Annotated in this window: 9 protein-coding genes; 2 read left to right on the forward strand and 7 right to left on the reverse strand. The window is 67.2% G+C overall.

All coding sequences use genetic code 11. The features are described from left to right. Positions 1-30: 30 nt before the first annotated feature. From IGS55_RS02720 to IGS55_RS02745, 6 genes are all read right to left on the reverse strand, one after another. Complete coding sequence (locus tag IGS55_RS02720; RefSeq protein WP_230515881.1) at positions 31-840, reverse strand: transglutaminase family protein; 810 nt, start codon at positions 838-840, stop codon at positions 31-33. Beyond that, positions 840-1,784 carry an alpha-E domain-containing protein gene (locus IGS55_RS02725; RefSeq protein WP_230515882.1) on the reverse strand — a complete coding sequence of 315 codons (945 nt, stop codon included), beginning with the start codon at positions 1,782-1,784 and terminating at the stop codon, positions 840-842. The genes IGS55_RS02720 and IGS55_RS02725 overlap by 1 nt, the downstream gene beginning before the upstream one ends. After that, the gene (locus IGS55_RS02730; RefSeq protein WP_230515883.1) at positions 1,778-3,232 is read right to left on the reverse strand and encodes a circularly permuted type 2 ATP-grasp protein; all 1,455 of its coding nucleotides are present in this window, start codon (positions 3,230-3,232) and stop codon (positions 1,778-1,780) included. The genes IGS55_RS02725 and IGS55_RS02730 overlap by 7 nt, the downstream gene beginning before the upstream one ends. Positions 3,233-3,406: 174 nt before the next feature. Continuing rightward, complete coding sequence (locus IGS55_RS02735; protein WP_230515884.1) at positions 3,407-4,534, reverse strand: sensor histidine kinase; 1,128 nt, start codon at positions 4,532-4,534, stop codon at positions 3,407-3,409. An 83-nt stretch (positions 4,535-4,617) separates the two neighbouring features. Then, on the reverse strand, positions 4,618-5,493 hold the full coding sequence (locus tag IGS55_RS02740) for a hypothetical protein (protein WP_230515885.1): 876 nt from the start codon (positions 5,491-5,493) through the stop codon (positions 4,618-4,620). A gap of 97 nt (positions 5,494-5,590) precedes the next feature. After that, entirely contained in the window at positions 5,591-7,798 is a 2,208-nt protein-coding gene (locus tag IGS55_RS02745) for a TonB-dependent receptor (RefSeq protein WP_230515886.1), read from the reverse strand. Positions 7,799-8,030: 232 nt separating this feature from the next. On the opposite strand from IGS55_RS02745, the gene IGS55_RS02750 reads away from it, so the two are divergent. Together IGS55_RS02750 and IGS55_RS02755 are read left to right on the forward strand one after the other, a co-directional pair. After that, a complete protein-coding gene (locus tag IGS55_RS02750; RefSeq protein WP_230515887.1) occupies positions 8,031-8,708 on the forward strand; it encodes a hypothetical protein in 678 nt (225 codons plus the stop codon). A gap of 312 nt (positions 8,709-9,020) precedes the next feature. Beyond that, positions 9,021-9,971 carry a 2-hydroxyacid dehydrogenase gene (locus tag IGS55_RS02755; RefSeq protein WP_230515888.1) on the forward strand — a complete coding sequence of 317 codons (951 nt, stop codon included), beginning with the start codon at positions 9,021-9,023 and terminating at the stop codon, positions 9,969-9,971. Positions 9,972-9,986: 15 nt separating this feature from the next. Here IGS55_RS02755 and IGS55_RS02760 read toward each other — a convergent pair whose 3' ends face one another. Beyond that, positions 9,987-20,531: a LysM peptidoglycan-binding domain-containing protein gene (locus IGS55_RS02760; protein ID WP_230515889.1), complete on the reverse strand. Its 10,545-nt coding sequence runs from the start codon at positions 20,529-20,531 to the stop codon at positions 9,987-9,989. Between the last annotated feature and the right edge of the window lie 6 nt (positions 20,532-20,537).

Below are 20,537 nucleotides of genomic sequence, written 5' to 3' on the forward strand. Positions count from 1 at the left end.
CAAGCCCCGGCCAGCCTCATTCCTGCCTATTTACACGGGCACGATCTGTACATCCACGTGCAGCGTTTCCGTGCCGCCGCCCTGGCGCACGCCGCGCACGGGCGCCGCCGAATCGTAGTCGCGCCCGATGGCCAGGCGGCAATACGCATCCGTCATCAAGCGCGCATGCGTGACGTCGATGCTGACCCAGCCCGCGAAATCCGTGTCTTCCGTCCAGGCGTCGACCCAGGCGTGGCTGGCCGCGTGGCCCGTCGTGCCCGGGTCGATATAGCCGGACACATAACGGGCCGGGATGCCCCAGGCGTGGCAGCAGGCGAGGAACAGGTGCGCGTGGTCCTGGCACACGCCGCGTCCCAGGGCCAGGGCGTCGCCGGCCGTGGTGGTGACCATGGTGGCGCCGCTTTCATAGGCCACCTTGCCGACGATGTGCTCGGCCAGGCGCAGCAAATGGCCCGTGCCGGCCGTCACGCGGCGGTCCGGCAGGCTGGCGGCCGTCAGTTCCACAATGGCGGGGTTGGCCTGCGTCAGCGGCGTCGGCATGGTAAACAACAGCGGCGACAGGGTATCGACCAGGTTCAGCCGCCCCTTGTGCGGGTAGATGGTTTCCACCACGCCCTGGGCGACCAGGCTCAGCGATTGATGGCTGCCGTTAATGGTCAGCATGTGCGACAGATTGCCGTAGGCATCCGTATAGGCGTGGCACTGGCCCGGCGTCGTGATTTGCCAGGACAGGGCCCGCTGCTGCGGCTCGATACGCGGCGTCAGGTGCAGCTGCTGGATGGTATAGGCCAGCGGTGCACTGTAGGCGTAGTGGGTAGCGTGGCGGATGGTGAGCTGCATCAGGCCGCCAGGGGAACGAGGAAGTCGCGGCTGACCCGGTTGCCCAGCTCATAGATGTTTTCCAGAAACTCCGTCAAGGTATGGTGCAAGCCCGCCTTCATGATGTCGTCGATATGGCCGAATTTCAGTTCCGCATGCAGCTTGCCGGCGAACCGCTCCGTATCGGCCGACACGTCGTTGCGGATATGTTTCAGATTTTCCACCACGTCATCCATGCAGGCAAGCAGGGACCTGGGCATGTCGCCGCGCAGCATCAGCAATTCCGCCACGCGCGCCGGCGTGATCACGTCACGGTACACCTTGCGGTAGATTTCGAAGCCGGAAACGGAGCGTAGCAGGGCCGCCCAGTAGTAAAAGTCGCGCTGGTTGATGTCTTTCGAGGTGTCGCGCGCGCCGTGGAACTTCACGTCGAGGATGCGCGCCGTGTTGTCGGCCCGCTCCAGGAAAGTGCCGAGGCGAATGAAGTGGATGGCTTCGTCCTTGAGCATGGTGCCCAGAGTTACGCCGCGCGACAGGTGCGAGCGGTATTTGACCCATTCGAAGAAGGCGCTGGGGTCCGTTTCCAGCAGATTGCTTTTCAGGCGCTTCTGCATGTCGAGCCAGGTGGCGTTCTGGATTTCCCACACTTCCGTCGTCAACGTCCCCCGCACGGCGCGGGCGTTTTCGCGCGCGCCCGTCAGGCAGGCCAGGATGGACGAGGGGTTGTTCGGGTCGCGCACCATGAAGTCGAGCACGTCGCGCGTATGAAAGTGGCCATATTGGTGGTCGTACGCGCTTTGCAGCTCGGAAATGCCCAAGGTGGCGCGCCAGCCTTGCTCCGCGTCCTGCTCGGACTGGGGCAGCATGGACGTTTGCATGTTGACGTCGAGCATGCGCGCCGTGTTTTCCGCCCGCTCCGTGTAGCGGGCCATCCAGAACAAATGATCGGCAGTGCGGCTCAGCATGTTTTCTCTCCTGCAAAGGCGGATGTGGCTTCCAGTACCCAGGTATCCTTGGTGCCGCCTCCCTGCGAGGAATTGACCACCAGCGAGCCTTCGCCCAGCGCCACGCGGGTCAGGCCGCCCGGTACCATGGAAATGGTCTTGCCCGACAGCACGAACGGGCGCAGATCGATGTGGCGCGGTGCGATGCCGGCATCGACATACGTGGGGCAGGCGGACAGGGCCAGGGTCGGCTGGGCGATGTAGCCGTCCGGATTGGCCAGCAGGCGCTGGCGGAAGTCCTCGATCTGCGCCAGACTCGACGCGGGCCCCACCAGCATGCCGTAGCCGCCCGCGCCATGCACTTCCTTGACGACGAGTTTCGCCAGGTTGGCCAGCACGTAGGACAGGTCGGCCGCCTTGCGGCACTGGTAGGTGGGCACGTTGTTGAGGATCGGTTCCTGCGACAGGTAAAACTTGATCATGTCCGGCACGAAGGGGTAGATCGACTTGTCGTCGGCCACGCCCGTGCCGATGGCGTTCGCCAGGGTGACTCTTCCCGCGCGGTACACGGACAGCAGGCCCGGCACGCCCAGCGAGGAATCGGAGCGGAAGGCCAGCGGGTCGAGGAAATCGTCGTCGACGCGGCGATAAATGACGTCGACGCGTTTGGGCCCGCGCGTGGTGCGCATGTAGACGGAATTGTCGTTGACAAACAAATCCTTGCCTTCGACCAGTTCCACGCCCATCTGCTGGGCCAGGAAAGCGTGCTCGAAGTAGGCGGAGTTGTACATGCCGGGCGTCATGACGACGACCGTCGGGTCATCGACGCCCATGGGCGCGACGGAGCGCAGGTTGTCGAGCAGCATGTCCGGGTAATGGTCGACGGGCGCGATGCGGTTGCGCGCGAACAGTTCCGGGAACAGCCGCATCATCATCTTGCGGTCTTCCAGCATGTAGGATACGCCGGACGGCACCCGCAGATTGTCTTCCAGTACATAGAATTCGCCCTGGCCCGCGCGCACGATGTCGACGCCGGCGATGTGGGCGTAAATGTCGGAGGCGACGGCAATGCCCTGCATTTCCGGGCGGTATTGGGCATTCTTGTAGATTTGCTCGGCGGGAATGATGCCGGCCTTGATGATGTTTTGCTCATGATAAATATCATGGATGAACATGTTCAAGGCTTGCACGCGCTGCACCAGGCCCGTCTGCATCTGCGCCCATTCGGCGGCGGGGATGATGCGCGGGATGGTGTCGAACGGAATCAGGCGTTCCGTGCCGGCATCGTCGCCGTAGACGGCGAACGTGATGCCGACCCGGCGGAACGTCAGGTCGGCTTCGGCCCGCTTGCGGGCGATGGTCTCGGGGGATTGCTGCTCCAGCCAGTTGCTGAATTCACGATAGTGTTCACGTACCTTGCTGTCCGTACCCACTTCATTTGCAGTCATTTCATTGAAAAAATTTGCCATGTTGTGATTTCCCTTGAGCCGTGTCTGACTATAGCTCAGCAGAAATCGTGCCAGTGCCGCGTACCCGAAAGTATGTAAAGAATGACCATTTTTGTGGCGTAACACCGTCATCCGCACCGCTTTGGTGCGCTACGGCAGCGATTTTGCAGGCGGATGGGGCGCTGGATGGTGAAGTCAGGCGTCCGGCGTGACGAAGGGCCGGCAGTCGATGGGCAGGTCGATGGTAAACGTGGTGCCCGTTTCCGGCGCGCTGTCGACCAGCGCGCTGCCGCCATGGCTTTCCGCCACGTTTTGCACGAAGGGCAGGCCGATGCCCCAGCCGAGCGCGCTGCCCTGGTGTTCGCGGCGCAGGTATTCGAAGATGCGCTCGGTCTGCTCCGGGGCGATGGTGCTGCCCGTGTTGTGCACGGTGAGTATCATGCGTTCGCGCAGGGTGTTGATGTGGATATGGATGGGGCCGTCGTCGCCGTACTTGAGGGCATTGCCCACGAGGTTTTCCAGGGCGCGGCGCAGCGAATTTTCGCACCACCAGCCGGTGACGGACGCGCCCGTCACCAGGCATTTGCCCGGATGGCCGGTATTGACGCTGTCGCCCACCTTTTGCGCCAGCGGCAGGATATCGAAGCGATGCAGGACCAGCGGCAGCTTTTGCCCCCGGTGGTAGCTGAGCGTATCAAGCAATTCCTGGATCATTTCGTCGAGGCGCTTGCCGTGTTCGATGATTTTCGACGCCAGGGCCGGCACGTCGAGCTGCTGTGGGCACCGTTGCAGCAGCTGGGCGCTGTTGAGCATGACGGAGAGGGGATTGCGCATGTCGTGCGACAGCCCGGCCGCGATGCGTCGCTGGAAGCTTTCATGCATGGCGGTAAATTCCAGGATGGCTTCGCGTATACCCGTATCGATCGAGGCATTGATCACCTGCCAGTCGCGGCGCCGCAGCGGCACGCCCGCTTCGAGGGCCGCATCGGCGAAACAGTCGCGGAAGATCTGGTATTCCTGGATCACCTGTTCCGGGCCATAGCTGGTCATGCGCGCCCGTTCGTTGCCGTGCACGGCCGGGGCGTTGGTATTGCCGGTGGCATCGTCGCGCGGATAGCCTGGCGTCAGCGCTTCGGCCAGGTTGTCGAAGAAGGCGGGCAAGGTATTGATCAATATGGGTGTCAGCAGGGCATCGGCGCCGCGTACCTTGGCGCGTACCTCGTGTTCCCATTGCGTCAGCACGGCATCGCGCATGCTGAAGATGCGCCGCGTGCGCGCGGGCATGTCCAGTACATGCATTTTCTGGTCAGAGGCATAGGTCATCGCAGCTCTCCATCGACAGCTCGGCATCCGCGCGGTGCGGCCGGGGAGCTAAAGTATCCTCCAATTCGGCATGCGGGGGGTGTTCAATTTGCCGCGTCGGCGCCTGTCATGACGGCGCTCAAATGACCGAGGGCCGTATCCCATTGCTCCAGCGAAAAGTTCTGCGGATCGTCATGCCCATTCGCAAAGCCTGTGTCGAGCACGGCATGGAAGGCGGGGATCAGCCATGTTCCCTTGCGCACGCTGGCGGCGATGTACAGCAGGGCCAACCGTTCGTATTGTGCGGACGTAAAGCCGGGATCGGGCGCCAGGCCATCGTTGCCCTTGCCGCCGCCGGGCACGGAGTTGCGTGGCTGCACCAGTTCCACGTGCAGGAACAGGCCAGTCAGCGATGGCTTGTCTTTTTCCAGCTTGCTGGCGTAGCTGGCCGTGCCGAAGTCGCGCACTTGCAGCGAGCCGCCCAGGCGGTTCACGTAGACATGGCCTTTCGGACCGCCGCCCAGCGCGGGGTTACGTAGATTGAAATCGTTGAAATCCCAGCTGGCGTCGTTGATGTGGCCGGGAATGGGCTCCAGCAGGAAATTCGGGTAGCTGGTGTCGTGGATGACGAAATAGCGGGCCATGGGCGCGGCCAGCCGGCCCACGGCGCGCGACAGCGGTGCATCGACGGCGCCGCCCACGTCGGCCTCGCTGATCGATTGCTGTGCCAGCCAGGCACGCAGCCTGGCAGGCGCGATGTCCGTGCGCTGGCCGATGCGGGCGGCAAGAAACTCGGGCAGCGGCGCGCTCTCGCCCAGGCGCGCATACAGTTTCACAGGACGCAGCAAACACGTGGCTTGCGCCCGCGCATCGCCCTTGAAGCCGCTTTTCCAGGCGGCATACGGGCAGGCCGCTTGCTTCTGGGCCATGGCGGGCAGGGACAGGCAGAGCAAGAGCAGCAGGGCAGGGAGTCGTTTCATGCGGGCATTGTCGCCGAAGCACGGCTTGCGGCACAGGCGCACACGTGAAAAAAGCTGCCAGAAGGCAGCTTTTCTTGTGCGGCAGGGACATGCCAAGTTAGAACGCCACGCTGCCCGACACGACGAAGGTGCGCGGCGCGGCCAGCACCAGGCTGCCGGCGTCGAACGAGGAGACTGCCGAGGCCCAGTAGCTGCGGTCGGCCACGTTGTCGATGCGCGCGCGCAAGGTCACGTCATGCCCGGCCACCTGCGTCAGATAGCGTGCGCCGATGTCGACGCGGGTCCACGATGGCAGTTGCTTGCTGTTGGCCAGATCCGCATACTGCGTCGACGTGTAGACAGTGCGGGCATTCAGGCTCAAGCCGGGCGCACCGGGTACGTCCCATTCGCCGCCCACGCTGAGCTGTGTTTTTGGCGCGCCGATGGCGTTCTTGCCGTTGTTGGCCGGCTTGTCCGTCTTGCGCTGTTCCGTATCGAGCCAGGTCAGGCCTCCCAGCAGGCGCACGCCCGCCATGGGCGAGCCGAAGACGGACAGTTCCAGTCCCTGGTTGCGCTGTTCGCCCGCCAGGGTGGCGCGCGTGCCGACGATGGCCGGCAGGGGCTTGGCCGTCGAGAACAGGGCGGCGCTCATGCCCAGCCTGCCGCCGTCATACTTGATGCCGATTTCCTTCTGCTTCGACTTGTAGGGCGCGAAGACTTCGCCATTGTTGCTGACCAGCTGGTTCTCCTTGCCATCGAAATAGGTGCCGCTGGCCACGGGACCCTTGACCAGCGCCTCGATATAGTTGGCGTACAGCGACACGTTCTTGCCGGCCTTGTAGACGATGCCGGCCACGGGCGTCGTGGCGCTCTTGTCATAGCTGGAATATTGCACAGCCGTGCCGTAGGCATACGCCGCGTCGCGGATCTGCTGGCGGCGCAGGCCCACGGTCAGCAGCAGCCGGTCGTCGAGGAAGGCCATGGTATCGGCCAAGGCGTAGCTGTTGAGGATAGTCTTTTGTGTCAGGCGCGGGTCGCTCATCACGCCGCCCGAGTTCGCGGGCAGGGTGGGCGGCATGGCCACGTCCAGCGGATGGTAGATATTCGTCGGCAAGCCTGCATAGTCGCTGATCGCATACGCATTTTTCGCCTCGTTCCAGTGGCCGGACCAGCTGGCCACCAGGGTGTGCTTGACGGCGCCCGTAACGAGCTTGCCGCGCACGCCCAGTTCTCCCGTGCGGATTTCCTGCTTGCGGGCATTGTCGAAGCGGTACACGCTGGCATCGCCATTGAGCGAGCTCAACGTCGGTTGGGCCAGGCTGTTCGATTCCTTCGTCGAACGGCTGCCGAACGCGGCCCAGGCCACGACATCCTTGGCCAGGTCCACTTCGGCGCGCGCCGTGCCGAACACGTCGTGCTCCTTCGAATAGCTCCACGGCTGGGCAAAGTTCTTCGATGCATCGGGCGCGCCAGGCAAGGCCGTCAGGCTGCCCGTGTTGATGGAAGGGCGCGGCGCCGTCAAATCGAAGTTCTGGTAGCCGGCATCGGCAGACAGGCGGTAGCCGCGGCCGCGATAGTCGAGGCCGACGGAAAACATGCCCACGTCGTGGTCTTCGCGCTTGATGCCGGTCTCGCCCTGGCGCTTGGCGGCGTTGACGCGCACGCCGAATTCCTTGTTCTCGCCAAAGCGGCGCGCCACGTCGATGGCCGCGTAGGCATGGCCGCCCGATTCCACGCCCACCGTCAATTCCGTCAACGGCGTGTTGCCAGCGCGCTTGGGCATCAGGTTGATGGCGCCGCCGATGCCGCTACCGCCCGGCGCCGCGCCGTTGAGAAAGGCGCTGGCGCCACGGAACACTTCCACGCGCTCGAGCAATTCCGGCGATACATATTGACGCGGCAACACGCCATACAGGCCGTTATACGCCACGTCGTCCGAATCGAGGGCGAAGCCGCGGATTACATATACTTCCTGGAAATTGCCATAACCGCGCGACATGCGCACGGCCGCATCGCTCTGCAGCAAGTCGCCCACGCTGCGCGCCTGCTGGTCGGCAATGAATTGCTGCGTATAACTGGTGCTGCCGAATGGCGAGTCCATCATGTCCACGGACCCTAGGATGCCCATGCGCCCGCCGCGCGCCACCTGGCCGCCCGCATACGCCTTCGACAAGCCTTCCGCCGACGCATCGGCCGAGGCATTGACGACAACGGTCGGCATGGTTTGCGCGTCGCCAGCCGGCGTGGTCTGGGCATGTGCGGCGGTACTGGCCAGCAGGAAGGCGGCCAGGGCGAACGGAGTAGGGACGAGGTGGAAGGAGCGCATGGTGTTGTCTGGATATTAATGAGAATGATTATCATTATATTCCAGCGTGGCGCACGGCGTGGGAAAGTGTGAGAAAGCGATCAAAAAGTCGTCATTTGTACAACACCGGGCAAGCCAGGCACTGGAATCCGGCGAAAAAAGGCGCGCCAGGCGATACCTTGTGGATTTATTAATTCCTATGGTCAAGTTTCGCTAGAATGGGCCATCGCGCCCGGCGCCCACAGGAAACCGCATGCCATTGCTCCGCCATCTACCGTCCGCTTCCATGCGCCTGCGCATACGGCGGGGCTTGAGCCTGAAAGGCGCGGCCGTCGCGCTGATCCTGGCCATGCACGCGCTGGGCCTGTATTTCCTGCTGTTGCCAGCGCGGCAACTGAAGCAATACACGGAAGTGGCGTTCATGACCTTGCTGCCGCCACGGCCAGCGCCGCAGGCGCCACCGCTGGCCTTGCCGCTGCCGGTGCCGGTTCCCATGCCGCGCGCGCGGGCTACAGCGCCGTCCGCAATTGCCGCGCCGCCCGCCGTGGCAGCGGAAATCATCACCGTTCCCGCCGAGGAATTGCCTGCGGCACCCGCCACGGTACCGTCCACCGCAGACTTGCGCACGCGCGCCCGGCTGGCCGCAGGCGCCGCCGACAAGGCCCTGCGCGGCGAGCTCAACCAAGACAAACCCTGGCTGGCCACGGCCGACCTCAAAAGCGACAGCACCTTCCAGAAGCTGGTCGCTTCCGCCTGGCGCGGCGGCCCCGTCATCCGCGTGGAGGAATACCTGACGGCCGACGGCCGCCCCGCCACGCGCGTCGTCAGCGCCGGCGGCGCCACGTGCTTTGGGCTCGACGCGAACCCGGGCGCGGGCGCCGACCCGTTCAAAACGGGCGGCAAGGTGAAAAGAGTGCCTTGCCCGGGGTAAGCGGAATTGACTGTAGGTCAGATTAGCGCAGCGTAATCTGACAGGCTGCGTGGCTGCGCTTGTCGGCTTACGCCCGTTGGGCTAAGCCGACCTACGATTGAACCGGGCTTGAACCGGGCTGCGGCGCGGATATGTACGGAGACCGTCCCCTGTAGGTCAGATTAGCGCAGCGTAATCTGACAAGCTGCGTGGCGGCGCCTGTCGGTTTGCGCCCTGCGGGCCAAGCCGACCTGCTATTGAAGCGGGTCCCGGCCGGGTCTCAAATATGCTAAGTTGCGTCTGCAAATCTTGTCGACACGACCCAGGACGCCCATGCCCCCCGACCTCCTCATCCTCGCTCCCAGCCCTTCGGCTGCCGTCAACGCGCAGCTGGAACAGCAATACACCTGCCACCACGCCTGGCAAGTGCCGGCGGACGAGCGCCACGCCTGGCTGGCCGAGCGCGCGCCATCCATCCGCGCCGTCGTCACGACGGGCGCGCTGGGTTTGAACGCCGCCGACATGGGCTTGCTGCCGAATCTGGAAATCATCGCCGTCAACGGCGTGGGTCTCGACGGCCTGGCGCTCGACGTGGCGCGCGAACGGGGCATCGCCGTTACCACCACGCCGAACGTCTTGACCGATGACGTGGCCGACGCGGCGCTGGCCCTGCTGCTGGCCAGCGCGCGGCACATCGTGGCGCTCGACCGTTTCGTGCGCGACGGCGGCTGGGAACGCCGCGAGGCCATCGCCCCCGCATCTAGCCTGCGCGGCAAGACGGCCGGCATCTTCGGTTTCGGCCAGATCGGCCAGGCCATCGCGCTGCGCCTGGCCGCTTTCGGCGTCCACGTGCGCTACTTCCAGCCGCGTGCCATTGCGGAGACTCCTGTGCCGCGCGCGGAATCCCTGCTGGCCCTGGCGCAGGAAAGCGATTATCTGATCGTCTGCGCGCCAGGCACGCCCGCCACGCGCAAGATCATCGACCGCGGCGTGCTCGACGCGCTCGGTCCGCAAGGCACCCTGATCAATATCGCCCGGGGCGCGCTGATCGACGAAGACGCCCTGATCGCCGCCTTGCAGGATGGCCATCTGGGCGCGGCCGGCCTCGACGTGTTTGCGGACGAGCCGCGCGTACCAAACGCCTTGCGCGCCTTGCCCAACGTCGTGCTCACGCCGCATGTGGGCAGCCTGACCGTGGAAACGCGCCACGCGATGGGGCAACTGGTGGTCGATAACCTGCAAGCCCATTTTGCCGGCTTGCCGCTGCCCACGCCCGTGTCCTGACGCCGCGCCGCCGCGTCAGGGCCGCACCACCCAGCGCACGTCTTCGAGCGACAGCAGCAGTTGCTCGGGCGCGCCGTCCGTAAAGAAGTTCAGGCGGAAATCCATGGCGGCGCCGCCATCCGTGGTCGGCTGCTGCGTGTCATACCATTGCTGCACCTGGGCCACCAGCGCCATGGGCGCGGCGGGCGGCTGGGCCGCATCGATGGGCGCGAGCACGGCCGGCAGCAGGCTGACCGGCAGCGAGGTGCGGGGAAAGCCCGCCACGGCCGGCATCACGCTGTAGGAATAGCTGCCATCCATGGCGATGCGCACGCTGCCCGAGGCGCCCGTGAAGAGGGCGTTGAAGAAGCCCCGCATGTAGGCCGCCACATCGCTGCCGCCCACCGGTGCGACTTGCCGCAAATCATAGCCTTGCCAGCTCAGGCGCGGCAGGATGGGGTCGCTGAACTTGACGACCGGCGTCTGGTACAGGAAGGCGGGCATGGTCGACACCTGGGTCTGGCTGGGCGGGCACAGGTAGCGGTTGCGCTGCACGTACAGCGAGGCCTGGGCATTCTGGTACACCATCACGTTCAGCCCCGGCATGCGCACCTCGCGGCCGGTATTGGCCAGCGCGGCGGCAAACGACAGGTCGGGCGCGCCGGCGGCGCTAGCCGCGTAGCGGTAGGCCAGCAGCGCATCGGGCGGCGTGGGCGTGGCCGGCGTGGCCCGGTACTGCTGCGCATCGATGTCGAGCACGGGCACGGGCACGCTGACGGCGCCGTTGCTCAGGGTGCCGGCCTGCGGGTCGTAGGTGGCGGGCGCGCCGCCGACGGTGACGTTGAGCAGCGCATACCAGGCGTCGCCGTCGTGGTCTTCCAGGCGCGCGTCGAATTCCACGGCCACGCTGGCCTCGCCTTGCGCCGCCGCCAGCCGCGCCGCGCCGAAGTGCTCGCCATAGCTGGCCGCCACCTGGGTCACCAGCTGCTGGAAGGCGGTGGTGGCCAATGTTGCCTTGGCGATACTATCGGCCGTGTCCTGCTTGCCGTCGAGAGGCGCGAGGAACGCGTCGAGGTCGGCCGAGATGAGCGGATAGTTGCTGACGAAGGCGGCCAGCGCCGTGAACAGGTCGGGACCGGCCGCCGCGGACAGCCTGGCCGCCTGCGGCGGCACGTTGAGCACGACGCTGACGTGCACGGCATCCTGCGCCGCCTGGCGATAGGTATAGCTGAAGCCGTAATCCCACTGGGCCAGCTGGGCCGGCTGCAAGCCATCGGCGGCCAGGCGCATGCGGCCGGCCTGCGGCGCGGCGGAAGCGGTGGCGGTCTGCCGGTTGACCGTCGGCGGCACGGGCAGGGCGCGGTTCAGCACGGGGATATACTGCGTGCCATTCCCCAGCGCCACCTCGAACGGTCCGGTGATGAACAGCAGCCACTGGCTTTGCGCGTAGTTTTCGATGCCGGGCACGAATTGCTGGTCGAATTCCATGTGCGTGATCTGATAGCGCAAGTCCAGCGGCACATAGGCCTGGCCTTCGACATTCTTCGAGATGAAGTTGAATGACAGCCGGCTCTGGTCGGGCGCGGCCGCGCCTTGCAGCGGCAGCCGGGTCGGGAACAAGGTGTAGTTCTGATTGCCGTCGCCGGCCGCGCCGTCCGCGGTGCCGTCGGCTGCGCCCGTGCCGGCGGGCTGGCCGTACAGGGCGGGCGGCCCGGCCGCGTAGATGCCGTCCGCGCCCGTGACCTGGTCCACGCCGTACACCACCACGGCGCCGGCGGCAAAGGCCGGCCCCAGGGTGGTCAGCAGCTGCTGCCGCATGGTGGCGGCCGCGCTGGCGCGCGTGGCTTCGTCCGCGGCGCTGCTGCTGAGCACGGGGCTGACCGTCGCGCTGATGGCGTCGGCCAGCGTCTGTTTCGCCTTGAGCACGAGGCCCAGCTGGCCGCTTTGCAGCGGATCGGCGATGCCGTTGAGGCGATCGAGGATGTAGGCGGGCGGCGCATAGGTGGCCGAGAGGAACTTGTCGATGGCGTCGAGACAGCTTTGCAGCCACAGGTTCAGGTCGACGCTGTTGAGCGTCAGCGCATGCGGCGTATTGGCCGGATAGGCGCCGATGCTGACCGTGCGGCTTTCCAGGGAATTGGCGACGGGCAGCGGCGCGTAGTAGCTGGCTTGCTGGCCCAGGCGGAAATGGATGCCCAGGCCGGGCGTGTCGCTGAAACGCACGGCGAACAACTGCTGCGTTTGCTGGCCGGCGCTGCCCACGCGCGTCAGCCCCGCGCCCGCGCGCATCGACCATTGCGGCGTCTTCAGGCTCGCTTCGAGCGCCTTGGCAAACGTGGTGTAGCTGGACGCGCCGCCATCCGTGTCGGCCTGCGGCAGCACGGCGCTGACCACGCTGGCGCCGTCCGGCAGGGCCGCCAGCACGGGATCGAGCAGGATCGCCTGGCGCGTCAGCACCAGTGCCACGTCGAGCGCGATGCGGTTGGCGCCGGCCAGTTGCGCCAGCGGCACCGGCACCGACAGCGTGACGGCGGGCGCCGTGGCGCTGCCGCCATCAACCAGTGCCTGCAGGTAGATGGCGCAGGCGGCGACGAAGTCGCGCACCTGCCGCGACCGGGCCTCGTCCAGCGGCCGCAGCGGCGTGGCCAGCAGGGAGTTGCTGAGGGCGATGCTCACCGCATTGCCGCTCAGTCCGGGCACGCCCAGGCCCGTATAGTCCTGGTGCAGCTGGAAGTACAGGCGCTGGTAGGCGGGCAAGTCCTGCGCCGCGTCGGCTGGCGTGGCGTAGGCCAGGCCATCCATGCGCAAGGTCAGCAGCAGCGCGGGCGCGCCGCCCGCATCCGTGCCATACAGGTAGCTGGCCTGGACTTTCGGCCAGGCGGACAGGCCCAGCAGGCGATCCGTGTAGCGCAGCGCGGCGGGGGCCTGATCCAGCGCACCCGTGTAGCCGGCCGGCGGCGCCTCGAACGGCGTGACGGTGGTGTTGCCGAACAGGTCTTGCCAGCGCAGGGCCAGCGACGCATGGCCGCCCACGCCCAGGTAGGGATTGTCGGCGGCGGGCGGCAGGCCGGCCGGCGGATTGGCCGGCGCCGCATTGAGCAGGGCGAACGGCCGTCCCTCGCTGTTGTTGCCCAGGTAGCCCAGCGCCTGGCGGTAGTCGTAATCGGCCAGGGCCGCGGCCGCATAGCGCCGGCGGTGGGCTTCGCCATCGCCGCTGCCGCCGCCGTCGCTGTCGTTCGCATGGTCCTGCGGTCCGAAGGGCAGGCTGTAGGGACTGGGCAGGAAGTACGGGTTGGCGCCCAGGCCGGCCGACAGCGTGTTGTACAGCGCAGACAGGGTCGCTTGCGCATATTGCTGCCGCTGCTGCGGCGTGGGATCGGGCGGCAGCACGGGCACGCCGTCGTTGGTACGCTCGAGCTGGAACGACAGGTTGCCCGGCGCCAAGGTCGCTTGCGCATCGAGGGCCAGGCTGTCGACGTCGAGCACGGCGCCATCGGCGTACAGGCCTTCGGTGTCGGCCGCGCCCAGGGCGAGGGCGTCCACCGACAAGCCATAGTAGGCGGCCAGGGCGGCGAAGGTGTTGCCGGGAGCGTCAAAAGTGGCCGGCACGCGATAGACGAGCGGCGGAATGCGCATGGTCGCGCCCAGCGCCACCGTCACGCCGGGATTGTAGGCGGCAATCTGCGCCGCGCTCAGCGGGGTGGCGCCGGCCGAGTAATACGCGGCCAGCCGCTCGAGCGCTTGCGCGGGCGCGGCCATGTCTTGCTGGTTCAGCTGGTGCAGGATGCCGGCCACGGGCACGCTGGCGCCGGCGCGCAGCGGCAGCACGGCGTTTTGCCGCGCCAGCTGTCCCACGCCCATGCCGTACGTGGCGGCCAGGGCGGCCAGGGTAGCCGTGGCGGCCCGCGCCAAAGGCTGGGTCCTGGCCGGCTTGCTCAGCGATTCGAACACCAGCACGTCCTGCTGCGGATCGATCGCCTGGGTCGTCAGCAGGGCGTTGACGAAGTTCGGCACGGTGCCGGCGGCGCCCGCCGCCTGGCGCGCCAGCGGAACCACCAGGGTCAGCGTGGCCGTGCCCGTGGCGTCGAAGACGGAAGGGGGCAGGCCGGCGCCCGACACCATGTCCTCGAAATACAGATAGTAGCCGCCGCCGCGCACCACCGATTGCTCCCACAGCAGCTTGATGAATTGCGAGGGGCTGTTGGCTATGCCGCGTGGCAAGGCGGTATTCGCCGCGTCCAGCAGCATGCGGCTGGCCGGCGGATGGCTTTCCGTGGACAGATTGGTTTGCGTCAGGAAGCACAGGTAGTCGGCATCGGCCTGGCCCGTCAGCGCCACCTGGTCGCTGCCGCCTTCGCTGTACAGCAGGAACAGGCCGGCTGCCAGGGTTTCGCCCACGGCGGCCATGCCGCTCAGCAGGTATTGCAGGCGCTGGGCATCTGCGGCCGACGGTCCCACCAGCTCGTAGACGTGGGCCAGGGTGGCGGCGCTGGCCAGCGCGGTGCCGCTGGCGTCGTTGGTGGCCACGGTGGCGGCCGGCATGCGCGTGATCTGGAAGTCCACGCGCGTGGCGTAGGCATAGCCGCTCACGTCCTGGAACACCGTGCTGCCGCTGTTGGGCGGCGTGTTGCCGATGCGGGGACGATAGGCGGGCATCAGGGCCAGCATGTCCGCGTATTGCGCCTCGGTGTACAGCGCCTGCAGCGTATCCTGGCGCTGGGCGATGCTGGCCAGCATGGCGTCGGGCAATTGCCACAGATACGGCGCGGGCGTGGCCTGGCTGGCGGTGGCGAACGCCGCTGAAGCGTCGCCTGACGTCACGGCCGTCAGGCGCGCCAGGTCGGCGGTGATCCAGGCGGCGTAGCCTGCCGCAGGGAACTGCCGCGGCTGCAAGGAAGCCAGCGGCAGGATGTGCAGCGCAGGCGACGGCATGAAACTGCCCGCCTGCGCATATGCCAGCACGCCCGACAGCAAGCCGTACGCGGCGTCCAGGTCGATGGGCAGGCTGGTGCCGGGCGCGCCGGCGAAGGTGATGAAATCGAGGGCGACGCCATGCGACATGGCATTGCGTCCCAGGCCGATGCGGTAGCCGCCGGCGGCGCTGGCGGGCGTGGGGAATTGCTGGCCCGTCAGCTGGTACAGCGCGTAGTCGGTCTGCGTCTTGCTGTACAGGAAGGATGGCGACAGGCTCAAGCCCTGCGCCACCGGCAGGCGCAAGCCATAGGTGATGAAGCGCGCGACCTGGCCGGCGGCCTGGGCCACGGCGCCGCTCGCCTGCACGCCGCTCCACAGCTGCTCCAGCGGCAAGGCGTCGAGGCGGGCGATGGCCAGCCGGCCCGGCGCTGCGGCGAACAGATTGGCGACACCGGCATTGTCGCGCCCGAGCCCGGCGGCCGTGGCGGCGAAGCGGCTGGCGATGCCGGCCAGGGTATCGCCGACGGCCGATGCATAGGCCAGCGGCGGTACGGCGAGGATGGCCGTCGGCAGCAGCAGGTCGGCGCGCGCATACAGCGATGCCTGCTGCGCCAGGGTGGCCAGCGGCACGCCCAGCGCGGCGGCGATGGCGCCGAAGCTGTCGCCGGGCGCGGTGACGTGGCTGACGGCGCCGGCGCCGAAGTCGAAGACCAGTGTCACGCCCGTGCGCAGCGCGCGCGGCGCCGCATTCGCGCCGATCAGCTGGGCGGCCGTGGTTTGCCAGCGCCCGCCGGCGCCGGCCGGATCCGTGTAGCGGGCGGCGATGGCCGCCAGCGTATCGCCGGTCTGGATCACGGCGGACAGGCCGCCGACCCGCAGCGGCAGCGCGCCGTTCAGCGGATACGCGGCATTCGGCAGCGACACGTCGTCCGCGTCGATGGCGTTGCCGGCCGCGTTGAAGGCGGCGACGATGCCGGCGATGCTGTCGCCCGGCTGCAGCGCATAGCTGTAATTGTCGAAGGCATCGATGGCCGATTGCAGCAGCGCGCGGCCGATCAGGCTGAAGACGTCGACGAAGATGAAGGCCGCCATCGATTCGGCGCCGGCGTCGTCCTGCGCCAGCAGCGCGGGCCTGGCGGGCGCCTTGCCCACCCTGGCGGCCACCTGGCGCAGCACGCCGGCCACCGTGCTGCGGTACTGCTCCGTCGCCGTCGCGTAGGTCTCGAGGTCGATCGCTTGCGTGCCGGCGCCGCCTTGCGGGTCGGGCACGTCGAGCCGCAGCCCGTCGAACAGGGGGAATAGCGTGGCGCCGTCCATATTGGCGCCCGGCGCGCTGATGTTCACGGTGAAGCTGTCGGCGAGCAATTGCAGCAGGTCGCCCATGCCGAATGGCTGCATGGCGGGGTCGGCCAGCACCTGGATGCCCGCCACCAGCTGCGCCAGCGTGACGCTGGCGGTCGCGGCGGCAGCCAGGTCCAGCGCCGCGCCGTCGGCCCGCGCCGCCGGCCGCAAGGCGTCGAGCAGCCACGGGAAATACGCTGTGCACAGCAGGTCGAACGAGGTTGTGCCGGTTCCCGCGCCGCCGGCGGCCGGGTCCGGCGCATCCATGGCGAACAGGCAGACGAACGCGCCTTGCTGCGCGCTGCTGGCGGTGGCGCCCTGCGGCGCCAGCACCGTGAATTGCGGCGCCGTCACCAGTTGCAGCACCGGCTTGGCGCCGGTGCGCAGCACGCGGCGCGGCTGGCGGCGCGGCCCGGCGCGCAGCATGGCGGCCTGCAATTCCATCGGCAAGGTGCGCGCGCGGCCGCGCGCCAGGCTGTCCAGGCGCAGCGCGCCGCCGCCATCCCACGGCGCGCGGCTGTCGCTGCCGATGCGGAATTGCGCGCTGACGGTGGCGGAAAAGCCGACGGAAATGGTAAAGCTGAAGATGCCCAGGTCGATCTTGACGCGCAGGCTGATGCGCACCGAGGCCGTCACGGACAGGGGGATGGCGCGGTAGGATTCGTAGCCGATCTGCACCGACACGGTGATATTGACGAGCAGCGAAGCGCTGATGATCTTCAAGTCCACTTCGCCGTACAGCATGCCGATCACGCCGAACGTGCCCGTCAGCTTGAAGTAGCTGCTTTCCTGGACGCTGCCGGACGCGCCGGCGCTGGCCAGCGCGACGGCGTTGCCGCGGTCGTACGGATGGTAGGTGGCGATCACGCCTTCGATGATGCCGAACACGGTCAGCGCGAAGCCCGCTTTCAGCGGCCCCTTGACGAAGTTGTAGCCCAGGCCCAGCTGCAGGCCCAGGCCGAAGACGATGACGGGATTGAAATACCCGAGCTCGGTTTTCGGCACCTGCGTCGCCGTCGCGCTCGACAGCTTGCCGAAATACACGCCGCCCGAGCCCAGCACCGGCACGCCGTAGACGATGGCGCTGAAGCTGAACGAGCGCGTAAAGTCCATATTGTAGGGAAAGCCGATGTCGATCAGGAAATCGCCATTCGTGTAGATCTTGATGCCGATCATCGGCAGCACCACGCTGACGGCGCCGAAGTTCAGGTTGCGTATGCTGTCGGGGAAGGTGAAGTCGATCTGGAACAGGCCCACGTCGTCGCTGATCTTCTTGTACAGGATATCGACCACCAGGCCGGCCAGGCCGCCCATCTTGGGGCTGCCCAGGGTCAGGCGCAAGCCGTACAGGTTGGGATCGTTGAAGACGATCTGCACGTCGACGGCCCACACGCCGGCGGTCTGCAGCACGCCGAAATGCGCGGCGATCAGCCAGTTGCTGTCCGGCCGGTAATACGGCTGGCCCTGCACGCCGCTGCCCGGGTTGACGGGATTGGTCTTGCCCGTGGTGGGCGGCACGCCGGCCAGCGCGTCGATGACGGCCTTGGTCGAGCTGAAGTCGGACGCGCCGTTGATGGCCACGCGCTGGCCCAGCATCAGCAGGAAGACCTTGAAATAGCTGGAACCGGCGCCCGGCACGCTGGGCATCTCTTCCACATCCTGTCCCTTGTTCGGGTCCAGCAAGTCGCCCATGCTGCCTTTGAGCAATGGCGGTACGCTGGCGTCCAGCGCCAGGGTCACCTTGCCGTCCGTATTGCGCTTGAAGACGAGGCTGCGGATGACGATGAAGCCGAGATTGAGCGGTGAACTGAGCGTGTAGGTAGCGCTGAGACGGTTCTTTTCGCCGCTTTTCAGCGACACGTTGACGGACAGGCCGTCCAGCGTGACTTGGTTCAGCAAGTCCCACGGCGACGGCAGCACGAAATACGGATCGCCCAGCGTGCGCACGAGGGCCTGGATCAGGCTGCCCAGCGACCAGCCCGCCAGGGTGAAGCTGAGCATCTCGTTGCCGCTGGTATAGGTTGCCGTGAAGCCTTCCCAGCTCACGTACAGCGTGTGGTTCGGCCCCTTGTCCGTCGGCTGGAACGCATAGCCGAAGCCCAGTTTCAGATTGATGGCGGTATAGATCCAGACGGCATCGGCCTTGCCCGAGAATTGCTGCGCGGCCGGCTTGGCGCCGTCATACCGCACCGAGAGCGTGGCTTTCTGCAAGCCGATCTCTTGCTGGCCGAGCAGGAACAGCCAGGTAAAGGTGGTGTCGACCGTATAGCTGGTGGCCAGGTCCGCGCTGGGCTTGCCGCTGGGAATGACCGCTTCGATGGCGAATGCGGAAATCTTCAGGTTGCCCGGCAAGAAGACCGGGAAATCATAGAGGCCGCCGGCGGCAAAGAATTGCTTGATCATCTCGCCCACGTCGAGTTCTTGCGCGAGCGAGGCGGAGAGGGTCCAGCGGGGCGGCGTTTCCTGGCTGCTGTAGGCCACGCTGACGGCCGCCTGCAGGCTGGCGCCCACGCCCAGCAAGCCGGAAATGGAACCGGCCCAGGCCGTGCCGGCGCCCGCCTTGCCGGTGTCGGCCAGGGCCAGCGCGCCTTCCTGCTTGTCCGCGGCCACCGTGGCGCTGATGCCCGACAGGCTGATCTGGCCTTCCGAAATGCTCAGGATGGGCGCGCCGCCCACCGTCAGGAAGGACAGGCTGATGGCGTAGTCGCTGGAAAACGCGAAGGACTGGGCCGCGCCGTCGATGCTCAGCGCGATATTCGACACTTCGGCCTCGATGCTGTCGGGCAGGCAGACGAGGCCGTTCGAGACGACAGACAGGAAGTCCGACAGCGTGGCCTTGCCGGGAAAGCTGGCCTGGAACAGCTGCGCCGAGTTGAACTGCACCTCGAATTCGCCGCCCGGCGTGCCGTCGAGGTTGCGAAATACCGCGGGCAACAGGGTGAAGGTGGTGCCGAACAGGTATTCGTAGCGCGACTTTCCGCTGGCCTTGCTCGCCAGCGGCTGGTACGCCGTCCAGTCGAGGAAGAACGAGGTGATGGTAAAGCTCAGCGCCGGCGTGGGCGCCGGGATGGGCTGCCAGCTGAGATCGCGCACGCTGCGCAGCTGCAGCGTGACCTGGTCCACCGTGGGCGCCGCCTTGGGCGGGATGCTGCCGCTGATGGTCATGCCGCCGAGGCCGAACGACGTCAGGAACTCCTGCAGCACGGCCGGGGTGGCGCGGAAATAGCTGGCGCCCCCGCCGATCAGGCTGATGGCGGCGCCGGGACTGAGGGGCGGCCCGTCGCTGCCCGCTTCCAGGCTGACCGCGTAGTTGCCGTCGCCTTCGGCGTTCGATGGCTGCAGCAGCAGCGACAGCGTGTAGTCGGCGGCGCCTGCGCCTTCCACGCTGAGCGTGGCCGTCAGGGCCAGCGTGGCGGCCTGGTCGCCGTCGGCCGCTTCCTCGTCGGCCGGTTCGCCGCCGCGCAGCAGCAGCTGCATGCCGTCGTCGAGCAGCAGGGCGTCGGGCGGCGGCGCATCGACGGGCGGCGGGATCGTCACGGTCAGGCTGGGCGCGGCCACGCGCAGGTAGCCGGCGAACGTGCAGTCGAGCTCGCTGAGCGTGGCCGACAGCACGCCGCTGGGCATCAGGCCGCCCAGTTCGAACGTCTTGCCGTCGTACAGCGCCATGTCCAGGTAGCCGCCGATCCGCAGCTTGCCCGGCGGCGCCGCCAGGTCGGAAAACAGTTCCAGAAAGGGCGTCACGAAGGCGGGCAGGGCCACACTGGCGCCGAGGTTCTGCTTGGCGCCGCCCGTGACGGACAGCGCGCCGTCGCCGCCCCATGGATAGACGCCGTCGGCGCTGGAAAACACCAGCAGCGCGTCCGACAGCGGCAACTCGCTGAACGGCCAGCCGCCCATGAAGGGAAAGCTGCTGTCCCAGTTCCAGCCGGCGGGACTGGCGGCCACCTGCACCACCAGCACGGCCGCGCCATCCCCGTCGTCATCCCCGTCGTCGCCCGGCGCGCGCGCGGCGGCAGGCTGCGTGGAAAACACCAGCGTGGCCGGGGTGTGCAGCAGGCCGCCGATGAAGGGCAGGCTCGCCTTGCTGACCGTAAACACGCCGTCGCTCACGGCGCCCACGTCGGCTGCCGCGCAGCTGACCAGGAACTGCGCCGCGTCGATCTGGAATGCCTGGCCGATGATGGCGTCGAATTGTTCGGGCGGCGCGACGTCCGGGTCGGCCAGGCCCGCTTCCAGGAAGGCGGCATCGAGGGCGAACGGGCCTTTGCCGGCGGCGTTGACGATGGCTTGCTGCAGGTTGTCCAGCGCGGTATCGGTGGTGGCCATACGGAC

Source organism: Janthinobacterium sp. EB271-G4-3-2 (assembly GCF_020858035.1).
GTDB lineage: Bacteria > Pseudomonadota > Gammaproteobacteria > Burkholderiales > Burkholderiaceae_D > Janthinobacterium > Janthinobacterium aestuarii.